Source organism: Kitasatospora sp. NPDC059648 (genome assembly GCF_042734825.1).
Taxonomy (GTDB): Bacteria; Actinomycetota; Actinomycetes; order Streptomycetales; family Streptomycetaceae; genus Kitasatospora.
Map to the genome: position 1 here is coordinate 23,677 of NZ_JBHWDU010000028.1, position 16,809 is coordinate 40,485.

At 73.2% G+C, this 16,809-nt stretch carries 15 protein-coding genes; 14 read left to right on the forward strand and 1 reads right to left on the reverse strand.

Features of this window, described 5'->3' with window-relative positions:
* The first annotated feature begins 183 nt into the window (after positions 1–183).
* The 13 genes from ACFV1W_RS18670 (at position 184) to ACFV1W_RS18730 (ending at position 13,685) form a co-directional block, all read left to right on the forward strand.
* Positions 184–942 carry an SDR family oxidoreductase gene (locus ACFV1W_RS18670; RefSeq protein ID WP_380417852.1) on the forward strand — a complete coding sequence of 253 codons (759 nt, stop codon included), beginning with the start codon at positions 184–186 and terminating at the stop codon, positions 940–942.
* Between the two features lie 72 nt (positions 943–1,014).
* The gene (locus tag ACFV1W_RS18675; RefSeq protein WP_380417854.1) at positions 1,015–1,251 is read left to right on the forward strand and encodes an RNA polymerase subunit sigma-70; all 237 of its coding nucleotides are present in this window, start codon (positions 1,015–1,017) and stop codon (positions 1,249–1,251) included.
* Positions 1,248–1,826 carry a Clp protease N-terminal domain-containing protein gene (locus ACFV1W_RS18680; protein ID WP_380417939.1) on the forward strand — a complete coding sequence of 193 codons (579 nt, stop codon included), beginning with the start codon at positions 1,248–1,250 and terminating at the stop codon, positions 1,824–1,826. Before ACFV1W_RS18675 ends, ACFV1W_RS18680 begins: the two co-directional genes overlap by 4 nt.
* A gap of 227 nt (positions 1,827–2,053) precedes the next feature.
* The gene (locus ACFV1W_RS18685; RefSeq protein ID WP_380417855.1) at positions 2,054–3,811 is read left to right on the forward strand and encodes a sensor histidine kinase; all 1,758 of its coding nucleotides are present in this window, start codon (positions 2,054–2,056) and stop codon (positions 3,809–3,811) included.
* Positions 3,811–4,251, forward strand: coding sequence for a roadblock/LC7 domain-containing protein (locus tag ACFV1W_RS18690; RefSeq protein WP_030285355.1), 441 nt, complete (start codon positions 3,811–3,813; stop codon positions 4,249–4,251). Before ACFV1W_RS18685 ends, ACFV1W_RS18690 begins: the two co-directional genes overlap by 1 nt.
* Entirely contained in the window at positions 4,248–4,616 is a 369-nt protein-coding gene (locus ACFV1W_RS18695) for a DUF742 domain-containing protein (RefSeq protein ID WP_380417858.1), read from the forward strand. Before ACFV1W_RS18690 ends, ACFV1W_RS18695 begins: the two co-directional genes overlap by 4 nt.
* Positions 4,597–5,343 (forward strand): ATP/GTP-binding protein, encoded by a 747-nt coding sequence (locus ACFV1W_RS18700; RefSeq protein ID WP_380417859.1) that lies wholly within the window; start codon positions 4,597–4,599, stop codon positions 5,341–5,343. The genes ACFV1W_RS18695 and ACFV1W_RS18700 overlap by 20 nt, the downstream gene beginning before the upstream one ends.
* Positions 5,340–6,578 (forward strand): cytochrome P450, encoded by a 1,239-nt coding sequence (locus ACFV1W_RS18705; protein WP_380417861.1) that lies wholly within the window; start codon positions 5,340–5,342, stop codon positions 6,576–6,578. Before ACFV1W_RS18700 ends, ACFV1W_RS18705 begins: the two co-directional genes overlap by 4 nt.
* A 62-nt stretch (positions 6,579–6,640) precedes the next feature.
* The gene (locus ACFV1W_RS18710) at positions 6,641–7,855 is read left to right on the forward strand and encodes a cytochrome P450 (protein WP_380417863.1); all 1,215 of its coding nucleotides are present in this window, start codon (positions 6,641–6,643) and stop codon (positions 7,853–7,855) included.
* Positions 7,856–8,213: 358 nt separating this feature from the next.
* Positions 8,214–9,599 (forward strand): ABC transporter substrate-binding protein, encoded by a 1,386-nt coding sequence (locus tag ACFV1W_RS18715; RefSeq protein ID WP_380417865.1) that lies wholly within the window; start codon positions 8,214–8,216, stop codon positions 9,597–9,599.
* A gap of 183 nt (positions 9,600–9,782) precedes the next feature.
* Positions 9,783–10,805 (forward strand): carbohydrate ABC transporter permease, encoded by a 1,023-nt coding sequence (locus tag ACFV1W_RS18720; RefSeq protein WP_380417867.1) that lies wholly within the window; start codon positions 9,783–9,785, stop codon positions 10,803–10,805.
* Positions 10,806–10,945: 140 nt separating this feature from the next.
* The gene (locus ACFV1W_RS18725; protein ID WP_380417869.1) at positions 10,946–11,836 is read left to right on the forward strand and encodes a carbohydrate ABC transporter permease; all 891 of its coding nucleotides are present in this window, start codon (positions 10,946–10,948) and stop codon (positions 11,834–11,836) included.
* Between the two features lie 178 nt (positions 11,837–12,014).
* Positions 12,015–13,685, forward strand: a complete 1,671-nt coding sequence (locus tag ACFV1W_RS18730; RefSeq protein ID WP_380417871.1) for a DUF4153 domain-containing protein — start codon at positions 12,015–12,017, stop codon at positions 13,683–13,685.
* Between the two features lie 310 nt (positions 13,686–13,995).
* Here ACFV1W_RS18730 and ACFV1W_RS18735 read toward each other — a convergent pair whose 3' ends face one another.
* A complete protein-coding gene (locus ACFV1W_RS18735; protein ID WP_380417873.1) occupies positions 13,996–15,552 on the reverse strand; it encodes an MFS transporter in 1,557 nt (518 codons plus the stop codon).
* Between the two features lie 512 nt (positions 15,553–16,064).
* Between ACFV1W_RS18735 and ACFV1W_RS18740 the strand changes: the two genes are divergently transcribed.
* Positions 16,065–16,616: a TetR-like C-terminal domain-containing protein gene (locus ACFV1W_RS18740; protein WP_380417875.1), complete on the forward strand. Its 552-nt coding sequence runs from the start codon at positions 16,065–16,067 to the stop codon at positions 16,614–16,616.
* Positions 16,617–16,809 lie beyond the last annotated feature (193 nt).

A 16,809-nucleotide genomic window follows, 5' to 3' on the forward strand; every position in this document is an offset into this window, starting at 1 on the left:
ACCCCCGCCGGCCGCCCCTGACCGCGGCACCCCCCGGGGGGGTTGCCCCCCGGGTTGGGGGGGCTTTTCACTCCGGCGCCTCCCCCCGCCTCTTCTCGTTGCCCGGAGGCGCCGATGTCACGAATGCAGGCGGTGCCCGGTCCGTAGGGGGTGACGGCGTGTACCGAGAGGAGTGGTGTGGTGATGGGTACGGTGCTGGTGACCGGGGCGACGGGGACATTGGGCCGGGAGGTGGTGCGGCTGTTGGCGGCGCGCGGGGTGGCGGTGCGGGGGTTGAGCCGGCGGGCGCGCGCGGCGGGGGACGGGGTCGAGTGGGTGGTCGGGGACCTGGTCACCGGGGAGGGGATCGCGGCGGCGGTCGCCGGGGTCGAGACGGTGGTGGACTGCGCGACCACCCAGGGGAAGAAGGATGTGGCGGCGCTCGGGCGGCTGGTGGCGGAGGCCCGGGAGGCCGGCGTGCGGCACCTGGTGTACGTGTCGATCGTGGGGATCGACCGGGTGCCGGTCGCGTACTACCGGGCGAAGCTCGACTGCGAGCGGTTGCTGCGGGAGTCGGGTCTCGGGTGGACGGTGCTGCGGGCGACGCAGTTCCACGACCTGCTGCTGAAGGCCTTCGACCTGAGCGCGAGGCTGCCCGTGTTCCCGGTGGTGAGCGGCGCGCTGATCCAGCCGGTGGAGGTCCGGGAGGTGGCGGAGCACGTCGCGGAGCTGATGGGGCGGGAGCCGGCCGGGTTCGCGACGGAGGTGGGCGGGCCGCGGGTGCGGTCGTACCGGGAGCTGGCCGAGGCGTACCTGCGGGCGTCGGGCCGACGGCGGCCGGTGCTGCCGCTGCGGATCCCCGGGGCGGCGGGCCGGGCGCTGCGGGCGGGTGGGCTCACGGCTCCGGAGCGGACGGTGGGGCGGGGGTCCTTCGAGGAGGCGCTGGCGCGGCGGTTCGGGTGAGTTCCGCGGCCGGAGTCCCGCGACTGTCAACCCGGGTTGACATCTCCCCGGGTGTCAATCAGAGTTGACGGCATGAGCGAGAGCGGAGAGCTCACGGCCGCCGCGAGCAGTCGTGACCCCGCCGTGGGGCTCAGGGCGGTCCGCGCCCTGCGCGATCTGGCGGACCGCCTGGAGGCCCTGCAGGTGGAGAACGCCCGGTCGCAGGGCTGGTCCTGGCAGGACATCGCGGTCTGCCTCGGGGTCACCAGGCAGGCGGTGCACAAGAAGTTCGCACGGCGGACGCCCGGCAAGGGCGAGGACGGGGGCTGAGCGGTGTTCGAGCGTTTCACGGAAGCGGCGCGACGGGTCGTGGCCGGCGCGCAGGAGGAGAGGAGGCGAGGGGGCTGCGGCACGGCCACGTCGGGCCGGAGCACCTGCTGCTGGCGGTCCTGGCCCGGCCGGACGACCCGGTGGCCGCGGTCCTGACCGGGATGGGCCTGGATCACGGGGCGGCGCGCCGCGCCGTGGTCCGGCTGCTCGGGCCGGGGGACGACGCCGAGGCGTTGGCCTCGATCGGTGTGGACCTGGAGGCCGTCCGGGCCGCGGTGGAGTCGGCCTTCGGGGAGGGCGCGCTGGACCCGGTGGTGGACGAGGAGCCCGGGCGGCGGGGCTGGTTCCGGTCCGGAGGGCCGAAGCCGGCGCGCAGCCCGTACAGCCCGGGGGCGAAGAAGGTGCTGGAGCTGTCGCTGCGCGAGTCCCTGCGGCTGAAGTCGGGGGAGATCGCGGTGGGCCACCTGCTGCTCGGCGTGCTCCGGGTGGAGGACGGACTCGGGCTGCGGGTGGTCACCGACCACGGGCTGGACCCGGTGGCCGTACGGCAGGCGGTGGAGGCCAAACTATCCTGAGCGGCCCGGCCTGGCGGGAATGAAGGAGATTGGCCGTCAACTAGCGGGTTGAGGCCAATGTCTGAATCGATATGATCGGCCGAAAGCGTGAACCGATCAGCCGCCCGTCGACGTTTCGCGACGTCGCCGGGCGGTCTGGTATGTGCCCGAACAGCTGTCGGCGGCCGCAACCGCCGTCGATCCGCCGCCCGCGCCGCCGCCCGCCGACGTTGCCGAGGACCGCACCGATGAGAGAAGCCACCAGCCCCGACGGTCGGCCGCGCCGCCGGCCGGCGCCACGCACCGCCGCCCTGACCGCGGCCGCCGTCCTGCTGGCGCTGGTCGCCGCACCGGTCGGCGTCGTCCGGGCCCTGCACGCGCACCAGCCGCTCACCGCCGCCGCCGTGGCCGCCGTGGCGGTGCTCTGGCTGATCGCGGTGGGCGTCGCCGCGACCGGCGCCGAGCGCTCCCGCCGACTGGCCGGGGACCTGGCCGCGCAGCACGAGGAGACCCGGGCCGCGCTGGTCGCCGCCGGCACCGCCCGGCAGGCCGAGACGGCTGCCCGGGACCGCGCCGTCGCCGCGCTCGCCGAACGGGACGCCGCCCGGGCCGAGCAGGCCCGCGCCGAGGCGGACGTCGCCGCCGCCCGCACCGAGCTGGCCCGCCTGCGGACCCGGCTCGACACCGAGCGGGCAGAGGCGGAGGCGGAAAGGGAGCGGGCCGCCGCAGAGCGGGCCGAGCTGGAGCGGATCCCCGAGGGCGTGCTGCCCGAGGTGGTGCAGAAGCTGCGCGGGGGCGCGGCCGTGGACAGCGCGCTGGCCGCCCACCGCAAGCACCCCCAGTACGCGCTGCTGCGCGCCGTCGGGGAGGAGATCGGCCGGGGCGAGCGGCTGCGGGCCGCCGCGCTCGCGGTCTGCGCGACCGCCGCAGGCCGGGTCCAGGCGCTGGCCACGAGCATGCACGCGGAACTGCGCGAGATGCAGCACCGGCATGACGAGGAGGTCCTCGGAGACCTGCTGCGGCTGGACCACTCCACCGCCCAGGCGGGCCGGATGGCGGACAGCATCGCGGTGCTCACCGGCGCCCGCTCGGGCCGCCGCTGGGCCAAGCCGATCGCGGTGGAGTCGGTGCTGCGCGGCGCACTCGGCCGGATCGGCGCCTACCAGCGGGTGCGGCTGCACAACGCCAGCACCGCCGCGGTGGCCGGCTTCGCGGCCGAGGGCGTGATGCACGCGCTGGCCGAACTGCTGGACAACGCCACCAACTTCTCCGCCCCGCCGTCCGAGGTGCACGTGTACGTCGAGGAGGTGCCCGCCGGTCTGGCGGTCACCGTCGAGGACAGCGGGCTGGGCCTGAGCGACAGTTGGCTGCGCCGGGCCGAACGCGCCGTCTCCGACGAGCCGCTGGACCTCGCCACGCTCTCCGCGGGCACCCGGCTGGGCCTCGCGGTGGTCGGCGTGCTGGCGCGCAAGCACGGCCTGCAGATCTCCTTCCGGCCGTCCGCGCGCGGCGGCACCGGCGTGGTGATGCTGATCCCGCAGCAGCTGGTCACCCACGCTGCTCCGGCGCCCACCGCGGCGCCCGCGCCCGCCACGGAGGCCGTGCGCCCCGCGCTCACGCCCGCCCGCCCGGCGCCCGCCCCGCTGCCGCCCGCTCCCGGCGCGCCCGCCGCCGTACCGGCTCCGGCGCCTGCCGCGGTGCCGACCGCCGTACCCGTCGGCGCGGTGGTCCCGGCACCCGCCGTCCCCGCCCGGCCCCCGGCCGCGCCCGCCCGGATGACCGACAGCGGCCTGCCGCAGCGCCGCCGGGGGCAGACCCTGGCCACCACCGCCGCCGCCGCGGCCCCGGTCGCCAAGCCCGTACGGACCGACGCGGCGCGCGCCGCCGCCCGGTTCGGCGCCTTCCGCCGGGCCGCCCAGTCGGCGCTGCCCGCATCCGGGCCGACGCCGACCGCGGACACCGACACCACGCCCGACGCTTCCCCCGTCACCGAGAAGGACACCTGATGAGCAGCGCCCCCGACCGCGACCTCGACTGGCTGTTGGAAAACCTGCTGGCGGCTACCCCCGGCACCCGGCACGCCCTGGTTCTCTCCGCCGACGGCCTCAAGCTCTGCCACACCGCCGGGCTGAGCGCCGACCAGGCCGACCAGCTGTCCGCGATCGCCTCCGGTCTGCAGAGCCTGGCGCACGGCGCATCGATCGAGTTCGGCGACGGCAGCGGCGGCGTGCGGCAGTCGATGACCGAGTTCCACGGCGGCATCCTGTGCATCGTGGCAGCCGGTGAGGGCGCCCACCTCGCGGTGGTCACGGACGACGACGCGGACGTGGGCGTGGTCGGCCACAACATGCACGGCCTGATCGAGCAGATCGGCATCCACCTCAGCGCGCCCGCCCGGGGCTCGGACTCCGGCGAGGCCGCCGCGCAAGAGAGCGCCGGGATATGACCGGCGGGCCGGTGCTGCCGGGCCGGGACGACGACCCGGACCGCCTCTACACCATCACCGGGGGCCGCAGCCGCTCCCCGGAGAACGCCTTCGACCTGGTCACCCTGATCGTCGCCGAGCGGCAGCCGGCGCCGGGGATGCAGTCGGAGCACGCCCGGATCCTGCGGATGTGCGAGGCCCCGACCGCCGTGGTGGAGGTGGCGGCGGAGCTGTCGCTGCCCGTCTCGGTGGTGAAGATCCTGCTCGGCGACCTGCTGGAGTCCGGGGCGGTCACCGCCCGCCACCCCAGGTTCGCGCCGAACAAGGCCCGGCTGCCCGATCTCGACACGCTGAAGCAGGTGCTGCATGGCCTCCAACGGCTCTGACGTCCAGCCGGTGGGGCGCACCCCGCTGCGGGCGACCGCCGACAACGCGCTGAAGATCGTCGTGGTCGGCGGCTTCGGGGTGGGCAAGACCACCCTGGTCGGCTCGGTCAGCGAGATCCGCCCGCTGAACACCGAGGAGGTGATGACCCGGGCGGGGGAGGGCATCGACCCGGCCGGCAGCTGGGGCAAGCGCTCCACCACGGTCGCCTTCGACTTCGGCCGGATCACCCTGTCCGAGCGGCAGGTGCTCTACCTGTTCGGCGCGCCCGGGCAAGAACGTTTCTGGTTCCTCTGGGACCGGCTGTTCAGCGGCGCTCTGGGGGCTGTCGTCCTGGTGGACACCCGGCGGCTGGAGGACTCCTGGTACGCGATCGACCGGCTGGAGCACCACGGCACCCCGTTCATCGTCGCCCGCAACAACTTCGGCGAGCCCGGTCACACCCTGGAGCAGGTCCGCGAGGCCCTGGACCTGCCGCCCGAGGTCCCGCTGGTGGACTGCGACGCCCGTGACCGAGAGTCCGGCAAGCGGGTGCTGATCGAACTGGTCCACCACCTGGCCGCCCTGGCGGGGGCCGACGCGGACACCCTCGCGGGGTTCGATGCGGACGCCCTCGCGGGGGTCGACGCAGACGCCCGCTCCGGCACCGACCCGGAAGCCCCCGCCGCCGCCGAGCCGGTCGCCCCCGCCGGAGCACCCGACGCGATCTACGAGGAGAGCACCCCGTGACCGAGCCCGCCGTCACCCCGCCCCCGGGCTGCCCGGCGCACGCCGGCGCCACGCCGCTTTACGGGCCGCGCTTCCAGACCGACCCGGCCCAGCTCTACCGCGAGCTGCGCGCCGCGCACGGCCCGGTCGCCCCGGTCGAGCTGGCCGGCGGCGTGCCCGCCTGGCTGGTCATCGGCTACCGGGAACTGCAGCAGGTCACCGGCCAGCCGCAGCTGTTCGGCCGGGACTCGGGCCGCTGGCACGCCTGGGCGACGCTGCCCGCCGACTGGCCGCTGAAGCCGATGATGGCGCCGGTGCCGTCGATGCTGTACACGGAGGGCGAGGAGCACGTCCGCCGCTCCCGTGCGGTCACCGACGCCCTGGCCGGGATCGACCCGTACGAACTGCGCAAGCACTCCGAGGAGATCGCCGACCGGCTGATCGACGGGTTCGCCGGGCGCGGTGAGGCCGACCTGGTCGCCGACTACGCCCACCTGATGCCGTTGCTGGTGCTCTGCCGGGTGTTCGGCCTGGACGAGGAGCGGGCGCCGGAGCTGGTCGACGCGGTGCTCACCATGCTGGACGGCGGCCCGGGCGCGCCGGCCTCCGCCCAGCGGCTGCTGGAGCTGATGCTCGAAGTGGTCCGGGCGAAGGCCGAGCACCCGGGCGAGGACGTGGCCTCGCGGATGCTGGCCCACCCCGCGGGCCTCGACCACGACGAGATCATGCGCGACCTGAGGGTGCTGTTGATCTCGGGCCACCAGCCGAGTTCGTACTGGATCTCCAACGCCCTGCGGCTGATGCTCACCGACGAGCGGTTCTCCGCATCGCTGGCGGGCGGGCGGCGCAGCATCAGCCAGGCGCTCAACGAGGCGCTCTGGGAGGACACGCCGGTCCAGATCTTCGCCGGCCGCTGGGCGGTGCGGGACACCCAGCTCGGCGGCCAGCGGATCGGCGAGGGGGACATGCTGCTGCTCGGTTTCGCCGGGGCCAACGCGGACCCGTCGGTGCGCCAGCCCGACGGCCGCCCGGCCGAGGGGAACCGGGCGCACATGAGCTACTCGTACGGCGAGCACGGCTGCCCGTTCCCGGCCCAGGAGGCGGCCGAGGTGATCGCCACCACCGCGATCGAGGTACTGCTGGACCGGCTGCCGGACCTGCGGCTGGCGGTGGCCGAGCACGCGCTGGTGTGGCGCCCCTCGGCCTGGGTGCGCGGGCTGGTCGCGCTGCCGGTCTCGTTCACCCCGGGTTACTGACGACCGGATCCCCCAGTCCGGCCCCATCCCATGTCCCCGTACGCGAAGGAGAGTTGCCGCCGATGACCGCTGCCCCGGCCCCGATCGCCCTCGACCCGCTGGCCCGCGACAACGCCGCCGAGGGCGCCCTGCTGCGGGCCGCCGGCCCGGCGGTGCCGGTGGTGCTGCCCGGCGGGGTCGCCGCCTGGGCGGTGACCCGGCACGCGGCTGCGCGCGACCTGCTCACCGACCCCCGGCTGGTGAAGGACGCCCGGCACTGGACGGCCTACCAGCGCGGCGAGGTGCCGAAGACCTGGCCGCTGATCGGTCTGGCGGTGCCCGGTCCGAGCATGGTGACCACGGACGGCGCCGACCACCGCCGGCTGCGGGCGCTGGTCGCCCAGGCCTTCACCCCGCGCCGGGTCGAGCTGATGCGCCCGCGGGTGGAGGAGACCACCCGCGCGCTGCTGGACGCCCTGGCGGCCGGGCAGCCGGTGGTCGACCTCAAGACCGCCTTCGCCTTCCCGCTGCCGATGACGGTGATCTGCTCGCTGCTGGGCGTCCCGGAGTCGGACCACGGCCTGCTGCGCGACCTCTACGAGCGGTTCTTCGGCATCAAGCCCGACCCGGAGGGCATCCAGGCGACCGTCGCCGGGCTGAACGCCTTCGTCAACGACCTGGTGGCGCAACGACGTTCGGCACCGGGCGACGACCTGGCGAGCGTGCTGCTGGCGGCGGACACCGAGGGCGGGGCGCTCACCGACGCGGAGGCGGCGGCCACCCTGCGGGTGATCATCGCGGCCGGCCACGAGACCACGGTCAACCTGATCGGCAACGCGGTGCGGGCGCTGCTGGCGCACCCGGACCAACTGGAGCTGGTGCGTTCGGGCCGGGTGTCCTGGGACGCGGTGGTCGAGGAGTCGCTCCGCTGGACGCCGCCGACCAGCAACTTCCTGTTCCGCTTCGCCGCCGAGGACATCGAGGTCGGCGAGCTGGTGATCCCGGCGGGCGAGCCGGTGCTGGTCTCGTACAACGCGATCGGCCGGGACCCGCTGCAGCACGGGGTGACGGCGGAGCTGTTCGACATCACCCGGGACCCGACCCGGCACCTGTCCTTCGGGCACGGTCCGCACGTCTGCCCGGGCTCGCCGTTGGCCCGGCTGGAGGCGGGGGTCGCGCTGCCGGCGCTGTTCGAGCGCTTCCCGGGGCTGTCGCTGGCGGTGCCGGACGGCGAGCTGCGGCCGAGCCCGTCGCTGGTGGTGAACAGCCTGCTGGAGCTGCCCGTCCGGCTCTGGTGACGCCGTGTCAGCAATGATGCCCCGTCCGGGCTTCGGGCGGGGCTTCGGCGTCCGGGGTCCGGGTTCGTCCCGCGCTCGTCCCGTGCCCGTCCGGCGCTTGCCCCGCGCTCGTCCCGTGCCCCTCCGGTGCTCGTCGCCGCGGCCGCTTCCCCGGTCGCCGGGTTTCTCGGGGCCGTGGTCGGGGCACCGGTGGGTGAAGGTCGACCATGGACCTTGGCGGCGGCCGACGGCTGCGTTAACGTCGTCCAATCGGTTCGGCCGACCGACTCTCCCCGGCGACCCCTGTCCGCCCATCTCCGGTACAGCGCAATGTCGTTCAGCCCATCCCAGGCAGCCCGCCCTGGCGAGGAGGACCGCATTGACCCTCAACCCGACCGCGTCGCGCCCGAGTTCCCGCCGCCGACTGGTCGCCGTACCCGCCCTGCTGGCGGCACTGGCCCTGACCGCGGCCTGCTCGAACAGCTCCGGCGGTTCGGGTGGCGGCGGCGGAGCCGCCCAGACGCTGACCGGTGACTGCGCCAAGTACCAGCCGTACGCAGGTCATTCGGGCACCACGGTGACGATGTTCGCCTCCATCCTCAGCCCGGAGTCGGACAACCTGGAGAAGTCCTGGGCCGAGTTCGGAAAGTGCACCGGGATCAAGATCAGCTACGAGGGGTCCAACGACTTCGAGTCCCAGCTGCCGGTCCGGGTGGCCGGTGGCAACGCCCCGGACTTCGCGATCATCCCGCAGCCGGGCCTGCTGGCCCAGATGGTCAAGAGCGGCAAGGTGGTCAAGCCGCCTGCTCAGACCGTCGCCAACCAGGACAAGTGGAGCCCGGTCTGGAAGACCTACGGCTCCGTCGACGGCACCTTCTACGCGGCCCCGATGAGCGCCAACATGAAGTCGCTGGTCTGGTACTCGCCGAAGGCCTTCGCGGCGGCCGGCTACGAGGTGCCCAAGACCTGGGCGGACCTGATGGCGCTCAGCGACCGGATCGCCAAGGCGGGCGGCCCCAAGCCCTGGTGCGGCGGCATCGCCTCCGGCACCGCCACCGGCTGGCCGGCCACCGACTGGCTGGAGGAGGTGGTGCTGGGCACCTACGGCGGTGACGTCTACGACCAGTGGGTCGGCCACCAGGTGAAGTTCTCCGACCAGAAGATCGCCACGGCGATGCAGACCGTCGCCGGCTGGATGCTCAACCCGGCCTGGGTGAACGGCGGTTACGGTGACGTCAAGTCGATCGCCACCACCACCTTCCAGGACGCCGGCGCACCGATCCTCACCGGCAAGTGCGCGATGCTCCAGCAGGCCTCCTTCTACGAGGCGCAGTGGCCCAAGGGCACCAAGGTCGCTCCGGACGGCGACGTTTTCGCCTTCCACCTGCCCGCGGTCAACCCGGCGATCGCCAACCCGGTCGAGGGCGGCGGCGAGTTCCTGGCCGCGTTCTCCAGCAAGCCCGAGGTGCAGGCGGTGCAGAACTACCTGTCCAGCTCGGACTGGGCGAGCAGCCGGGTGAAGACCGCGAGCGGCTGGGTGTCGGCCAACCAGGGCGTGGACAAGAGCCTGTACACCGACCCGATCGACAAGCTCTCGGCGGAGGCGCTGACCGACCCGAGCGCGACCTTCCGCTTCGACGCCTCCGACATGATGCCGGCGGCCGTCGGCTCCGGCCAGGAGTGGAAGTCGCTGACCGCCTGGTTCGCCGAGGGGCAGTCGGTGCAGAAGGTCGCGGGCGACATCGACGCCGCCTGGCCGAAGTAGCCCGGCCGGCCCCGGGCCCGTCGTCAGGGCAGGTGGCCGTCGTTGAGGCGGGTGTTCGTCGTCGAGGCGGGTGTTCGTCGTCAAGGCGGGGCTTGCACACCGGGACCACCTGTCGAGGGCGGTGCGGGGCCACCCACCCGCACCGCCCGCCCCTTCCCACCCGACCCGAAGGGACGTACAGCCATGTCCGTATCCGGCTCACTGCCGGCCGTCGGCTCCCTGGCCGGGGGCGCCTGGGGCGACGCTGCGGTCAAGTTCGGCAACAGCATCGGCGCGATCGCGGGCTTCCTCGGCATCCTGCTCGTGGTCTTCCTGGCGGCCGGCCGGGCCCGGGGCCGCCTGGCCCGACCGCTGGCCGTGCTGGTCTTCCTCGGCCCGGCGGTGCTGCTGCTGGTGGTCGGCCTGGTGGCGCCGCTGATCCGCACCGTGTACCTGAGCCTGCACGACGCGGACGGCGGAAAGTTCGTCGGCGGCGAGAACTTCGGCTGGGCCTTCACCACCGACTCGGTGCAGAAGGTGCTGGTCAACACGCTGCTGTGGCTGGTGGTAGCGCCCCTGGTGGCGACCGGCCTCGGCCTGGTGCTGGCGCTGCTGGTGGACCGGATGCGCGGCCAGGCCGTCTACAAGTCGCTGATCTTCATGCCGATGGCGATCTCGCTGGTCGGCGCCTCGATCATCTTCAAGTTCGTCTACGAGGCCCGCGGGAAGGACCAGCCGCAGATCGGCCTGCTCAGCCAACTCGCCCACGCGGTGGGCTGGTCGGACCCGCCGAACTGGCTGCTCACCCAGCCGCTGAACACCTTCCTGCTGATGGCCGTGATGGTCTGGGTGCAGACCGGGTTCGCGATGGTGGTGCTGTCGGCGGCGATCAAGGCGATCCCGGACGAGGTGGTGGAGGCGGCGCGGCTGGACGGCGCGAACGGAGTGAGGCTGTTCTGGCACGTCACCGTACCGATGATCCGCACCACGGTGATGGTCGTGCTGACCACCGTCATGATCATCACGCTCAAGGCCTTCGACATCGTCCGCACCATGACCGGCGGCAACTTCGGCACCCAGGTGCTGGCCAACGAGATGTACTCGCAGTCCTTCGTGCAGTTCGACGACGGGCGGGGCGGCGCCCTCGCGGTGCTGCTGTTCCTCGCGGTGCTGCCGCTGGTGGCCTACAACATCGTCCAGCTGCGGAGGGAGCGTGAGGTGCGGTGAGCGGTCGAGACATGGTGGGTGACGGGAGCGCTGCGGGCGACCGGGGCGCTGTGGGCGGCCGGGCCGCAGTGCGTGGCCGGGGCACAGTGCGTGGCCGGGGCGCGGTGCGTGGCGGGGGGACCGCCCGTCACCGGAACCCGGTGCGGAAGTCCTTCAGCAGCCCGCTGGCCTCGGCCTTCGTGATCGCGATGACGGTGCTCTGGACTGTCCCGACCCTCGGGCTGCTGGTGACCTCGCTGCGTCCCAAGCAGGACGTGACCACCGACGGTTGGTGGAACGCCCTGATCCACCCGGACTTCGGCCTCGGCAACTACCACGCGGTGCTGTTCGAGGGCGGCTCCGGCGGGTCCACCGGGCTGATGCCCTTCCTGGTGAACTCGCTGGCGATCAGCATCCCGGCCACCCTCTTCCCGCTGGTGCTCGCGGCGATGGCGGCGTACGCGCTGGCCTGGGTGCGCTTCCGGGGGAGCGACGCGGTGTTCTTCACGGTGTTCGCCCTCCAGGTGGTGCCGCTCCAGATGGCGCTGATCCCGCTGCTGCGGCTGTTCTCCAGCGGCGCCCACCTGGGCTCGCTGACGCTGATCCCGGCGGTGGACCTGAAGGGGAGCTACGCGCCGGTCTGGCTGGCGCACACCATGTTCGCGATGCCGCTGGCGGTGTTCCTGCTGCACAACTTCATCGCCCAGCTGCCGCGCGACCTGATGGAGGCGGCGGTCGTGGACGGCGCCTCGCACTTCAAGATCTTCCGTTCGATCGTGCTGCCGCTGTGCGCGCCGGCCCTGGCCTCCTTCGCGATCTTCCAGTTCCTGTGGGTCTGGAACGACCTGCTGGTCGCCCTCACCTTCGCGGGCGGGACGCCGGAGGTGGCGCCGATGACGGTCCGGCTGGCGCAGCTGTCCGGCTCGCTCGGCGGGCGCTGGGAACTGCTCACGGCCGGGGCGTTCCTGTCGATCACCGTGCCGCTGATCGTCTTCTTCAGCCTGCAGCGGTACTTCGTCCGGGGGCTGCTGGCCGGCTCGGTGAAGGGGTAGACCGGGCGGTCGCGGAGGGGGAGCACCCTGGGTCAGGTGATCCTGAACATGTTCAGAAGATGCTTTTGAACCTGTTCAGAATGGTCTACAGTCGGCTGCGGCGAAGGCGTTGACGCGCCCGCCGGCGGGCCGCCCGGAGGGTGGCTTCCGCGTGCTCGTCGACCACCGAGGGGGACTCATGACAGGCCCGTCCACGCCTGCCCCGACCGATCCGCAGCCCACGTCCGGCCCGCAGGCATCGGGGGATCCGTACGCGCCCTACGCGGCGGCCGCTTCGTATGGCCCGCGCGGTGCGCACGGGCCGTACGCGCCGTACGCGCCGCACCGCTCGTGCGAAGCTTCCGGGCCGACGTTCGGGGAGCGGCTGCAGGTCACCGACCCCGAGCGGCGGGCGGCGGCCACGCCGCGGGTCCTCCTGTTCGCCCTGCTCACCGGTCTGCTGACGGCCTGGCTGCTCTACGACGGGGTGGGAGCCAACCTGCTGATCTGCGGCGTCGCCGCGGCCGCCGTCGCCGGTGCCGTCGCCCGTGCGGCCGGTCGCCGGATCCGGCCCTGGACGGTCGTCTGGAGCCTGCTGGCCCTCACCCTGCTCGCCGTCCCGGCCTGCTGGGACGCCGGCTGGCCCGCGCTGCTGGCCTCCGGCTGTGCGCTCGGCCTGGCCTCGCTCGCCCTGCACGGCGGCCGCCGCTGGTCGGGCGTACTGCTCGCGCTGCCCGCCGCGCTCTGGCAGCCGGTGCCGGGCGTGGGCTGGGTCTGGGACGCCATGGAGGGGCGGCCGCTGCCCGGCCGCGGCCGGATCGTCCCGGTGCTCAAGGCGCTCGCGGTCGCCGTCGCGCTGCTGGTCGTCTTCGGCCTGCTGTTCGCGAGCGCCGACCCCGCGATGGCGGACCTGCTGACCGGCCTGAGCCCCAGCATCGACGCCCGGCAACTGCCCCTGCGAGGGCTGTTGTTCGCCATCGGTGCGCTCAGCGCGCTGGGCTTGGCCCACATCGCGGCCGGCCCGCGCCGGTGGGACCGGCTGGAGGTGCGCCCGGGGCGGGAGCGCCGACGGCTGGAGTGGGCGCTGCCCCTGGTCGCGCTCAACCTGATGTTCGGCACCTTCGCGGTGATCCAGGCCGTGGTGGTGCTAGGCGGCGCCGACGCCGTGCTGAGCAGCACCGGCATGAGCCGCTCCGCGTACGCCCGGCAGGGCTTCTGGCAGCTGAGCGTGATCACCGTGCTGACCCTGGTCGTGGTGGCCGTCGCCAAGCGCTGGGCCCCGCGCACCACCCCGGCCGACCGCAGACTGACGCGGATCCTGCTCGGGCTGCTCTGCCTGCTCGCGCTGGCGGTGGTCGCCTCGGCGCTCGGCCGGATGTGGTTCTACGTGGACGCCTCCGGGCTCACCCGGCTGCGGCTCTGGGTGCTGGTGGTCGAGACCTGGCTGGGCGTCGTCTTCCTGTTGCTGATCACCGCCGGGCTCACCCGTCGCACCGGCTGGCTGCCGCGTGCCGTCGTTCTCAGCGGCATGCTCACCGTCGCGGTGTACGGGCTGATGGGGCCGGACGCGATCGTCGCGGAGCAGAACGTGGCCCGGTACGAGCGTTCGCAGCAGATCGACCTGCGCAACGTCCGCGAACTGTCGGCGGACGCGGTGCCCGCCCTCGACCGGCTGCCCGAACCGCAGCGGAGCTGCGCGCTGCAACTGATCCGGGTTGAACTGGACCAGGACGACCGGCCCTGGTACGCGGCCGGGAGTTCGGTCCTCCGGGCCCGGGGGGTCCTGGCCGAGCGACCGCTGGTGGAAGGGCCGGTAGAGGGGCGCGGGGCCTGCGAACGGGCCAGGTTGGTATCCGAAGGGCGCTGGTAGCGGTGGCACCCGTCGGGGGCGGTGAGCGGGTGAGTGGGTGAGCGAGGAAGCGGGAAGCGGTCGGGGCGGGCGGGGGGGGGGGGGGGCCCCCCCGCCCCCCCCGCCACCTAAGACCCGTGGAACTACACCTTCACTGGGTGGTAAGGGGGGGGGGGGTGGGGGGGTGTGGGTGCGCCAGCACGGGGCACGCGGGGGGCCGGCCGGGGCGCGTGCTGCTCCCGGCCGGCCCGTGCCGGTTCCTCTGCCGGTTCCTCTGCCGGTTCCTGTGGTGGTCCCTGCGGTGGGTCAGGGGAGCGGATAGGGGGGCGGATCAGTGCATCGCGACGCCGGCGGTGTCGCCGCTCGGCAGATCGCCGGGCTTCGCCTTGATGGCGAACAGTGCGACCAGCAGCGCGACTCCGGCGAGCGCCGCGCCGACGATGAAGCCGTGCGAAATGCCCTGGGCGAGCACCGTGTTGGCGGCGTCGGAACCGGGCGGGAAGTCCTTCTTGCTGTGGAAGTAGGCCAACTGCTCCGGCGAGGCCGTCAGCAGGAACTTCGGCAACTGCGCGTTGAACTCGGGCACGGCGTAGTGCGCGAAGACCGTGGTCAGGATCGAGAGACCGAGCGAACCCCCGATCTGCTGCATCGAGTTGAGCAGGCCGGAGGCGGCACCGGTCTCCTCGCCCGGCACGCCCGCGACCGACAGCAGCATCACCGGGACGAAGATCAGGCCCATGCCGAAGCCGAAGATCACCGTGGGGGCGAGCACGCCGTCCAGGTAGCCGCTGTCCTTGTGGATCTGGGTCAGCCAGGTGAGACCGACGGTGACCAGCAGTGCGCCGCCCGCCATGAACGGCTTCGGGCCGTACTTGGCCTGCAGGCTCGACGCGACCTGCGCGGCGATGATGATCGCCACGCTGATCGGCAGGAACGAGACGCCCGCCTTGAGCGGGCTGTACCCGAGCGGCCCCTGCACGAACAGGACGACGTAGAAGAAGATGCCGAACATGGCGGCGGCCAGGCAGAGCATCATTACCAGGCCGCCGGTGCGGTTGCGGTTGGCGAACAGGTGCAGGGGGGTGATCGGCTGGTCGGTGCGCCGCTCGATCACGAAGAACGCGGCCAGCAGGATCGCGCCGCCGACGAAGGAGCCGATCGTCAGGCCGTCCGACCAGCCGTAGTCCGGGTTGGCGGCCCGGATGAAGCCGTAGACCAGTCCGACCAGGCCGAGCGTCGAGGTGAAGGCGCCGGGCAGGTCGAAGCGGCCGGGGTGGCGCTCGGACTCGGCGATGTAGCGCGGCGCGGCGATCGCGATCAGGACGGAGATCGGCACGTTGACGAAGAACACCCAGCGCCAGTCGAGGTACTCGGTGAGCAGACCGCCGGCCAGCAGGCCTATCGCGGCCCCGGAGCCCGCCACCGCCGAGAAGACGCCGAACGCCTTGTTGCGTTCCGGTCCCTCCTCGAAGTTGGTGGCGATCAGGGCGAAGGCGGTCGGCGAACAGATCGCCCCGCCGATGCCCTGGAGCGCACGGGCGGCCAGCAGCAGGGTGCTGTCCTGGGCGAAGCCGCCCAGCAGCGAGGCCAGGCCGAAGAGCAGCGTGCCGAAGATGAACACCCGGCGGCGGCCGAGGATGTCGCCCGCCCGGCCGCCGAGCAGCAGCAGTCCGCCGAAGGTCAGCGTGTAGGCGTTGATGACCCACGACAGGTCGGTGGTGGAGAAGTTCAGCGCGTCCTTGATGTGCGGCAGCGCGATGTTCACGATGGTCGCGTCGAGCACCACCATGAGCTGGGTGGCCGCGATGACGGCCAGGGTGATGCCCTTCCCCCCGCTCTGGCCACCCTTCGGTGGCGAGTTCTTGGTGAGCGTGTCGGAGATAGCCACGAATGTGCCCCCTGCTGGCTACGTGCTTGGGTGCTTGGCGCTCGGATGCCGGGCGCCTCAGGTGCTTTGGGTACTTGGGGTGCTTCAGGTGCTCGGGGCGCTTGGGTGCTTGAGAGCTTGGGTCTGCCGCGGATCCGCTGGCCCGAACGTGCTGCTGCGCCAAAGGCGCGGCCTAGGAAGGAACGGTGCCGTTCACTAACCTGGACGATATCTGGGTGAGATAGTGAACGCAAGCGTTCCTTATGGAGGTGACGATGGATCGGTTGGTGCGGCGCCTGACGGCGGACCGGGCGTCCGGTCGGGCGTCCGGTCGGGCGTCCGCCCCATCGGCGGAGGAGACGGGTCCGCCGGTCCCGGCGCCGGTGGGGCCGGGGGTGGCTGGGGCGCCTGCGGTGCGTGCGGTGGCCGGGGTGCCCGCGGACGCCGGTGTGGCGGGGAAGCCGGAGTCCTGCTGTTCGGTGCGGGCCGCTCGGGAGGCGCTGGCGCGACCGGTGCGGCGTCGGGGGAAGGAGTTGGAGAACGCGATCTTCGAGGCCGCGCTCGACCAGCTCACCTCCGGCGGTTACGCGCGACTGACGATGGAAGGCGTCGCCGCTGCAGCGCGGACCGGGAAGGCCGCGCTCTACCGGCGCTGGGCGTCCAAGGTCGAACTCGTCGTCGACGCCCTGGACTCCACTCTCCCACGCCCTCACGGGATCCCCGATCTCGGGTCCGCCCGTGCCGAGTTGCTGCAGCTCATCGAGCTGTTCACGGACGCGATCGGCTCCCGCGCGGGAGCCGCCCTGCATGCGCTGATGGGCGAGCTCTCCCAGCAACAGGCCGAAGTGTTCAAGGACTTCATCGTGCAGCGGGTGATCGGGCCGACGAAGGACACCATCCTGGACATCCTCCGTCGCGGCGTCGAACGCGGAGAGGTCCGGCCCGACGCGGTGTCCCCGCTGGTTGCCGACGTCGTCCCGGCGATGCTGATGTTCCAGGTCAAGGTCTTCGACGGGGGGCTGGCCCCCGACTTCGCGGTCCGGCTGGTGGACGACGTGCTGGTCCCGATGGTCCGGCAGCCGTAGCCGGCCCGTGCCGGGCTGCCGTGCCGGGCTGCCGTTCCGGAGGTTGTGCCGGGCGGTCGTTCAGGGCGGTCGTCCCGGGTGGCGGACAGGCGGTGGGTGGGCGGCGTCCGAGGGCGTCCGTGAGCGGGCTTAGGCTGGAGACTGCCCCACTGGAGCGGGCTGCCCTGCCCGAACCGGGCTGTCGTGCCCGACG

Coding starts and splice junctions, on each gene's coding strand:
- ACFV1W_RS18670 (WP_380417852.1), top strand. CDS start 184: ATGGGTACGGTGCTGGTGACCGGGGCGACGGGGACATTGGGCCGGGAG.
- ACFV1W_RS18675 (WP_380417854.1), top strand. CDS start 1,015: ATGAGCGAGAGCGGAGAGCTCACGGCCGCCGCGAGCAGTCGTGACCCC.
- ACFV1W_RS18685 (WP_380417855.1), top strand. CDS start 2,054: ATGAGAGAAGCCACCAGCCCCGACGGTCGGCCGCGCCGCCGGCCGGCG.
- ACFV1W_RS18690 (WP_030285355.1), top strand. CDS start 3,811: ATGAGCAGCGCCCCCGACCGCGACCTCGACTGGCTGTTGGAAAACCTG.
- ACFV1W_RS18695 (WP_380417858.1), top strand. CDS start 4,248: ATGACCGGCGGGCCGGTGCTGCCGGGCCGGGACGACGACCCGGACCGC.
- ACFV1W_RS18700 (WP_380417859.1), top strand. CDS start 4,597: ATGGCCTCCAACGGCTCTGACGTCCAGCCGGTGGGGCGCACCCCGCTG.
- ACFV1W_RS18710 (WP_380417863.1), top strand. CDS start 6,641: ATGACCGCTGCCCCGGCCCCGATCGCCCTCGACCCGCTGGCCCGCGAC.
- ACFV1W_RS18720 (WP_380417867.1), top strand. CDS start 9,783: ATGTCCGTATCCGGCTCACTGCCGGCCGTCGGCTCCCTGGCCGGGGGC.
- ACFV1W_RS18730 (WP_380417871.1), top strand. CDS start 12,015: ATGACAGGCCCGTCCACGCCTGCCCCGACCGATCCGCAGCCCACGTCC.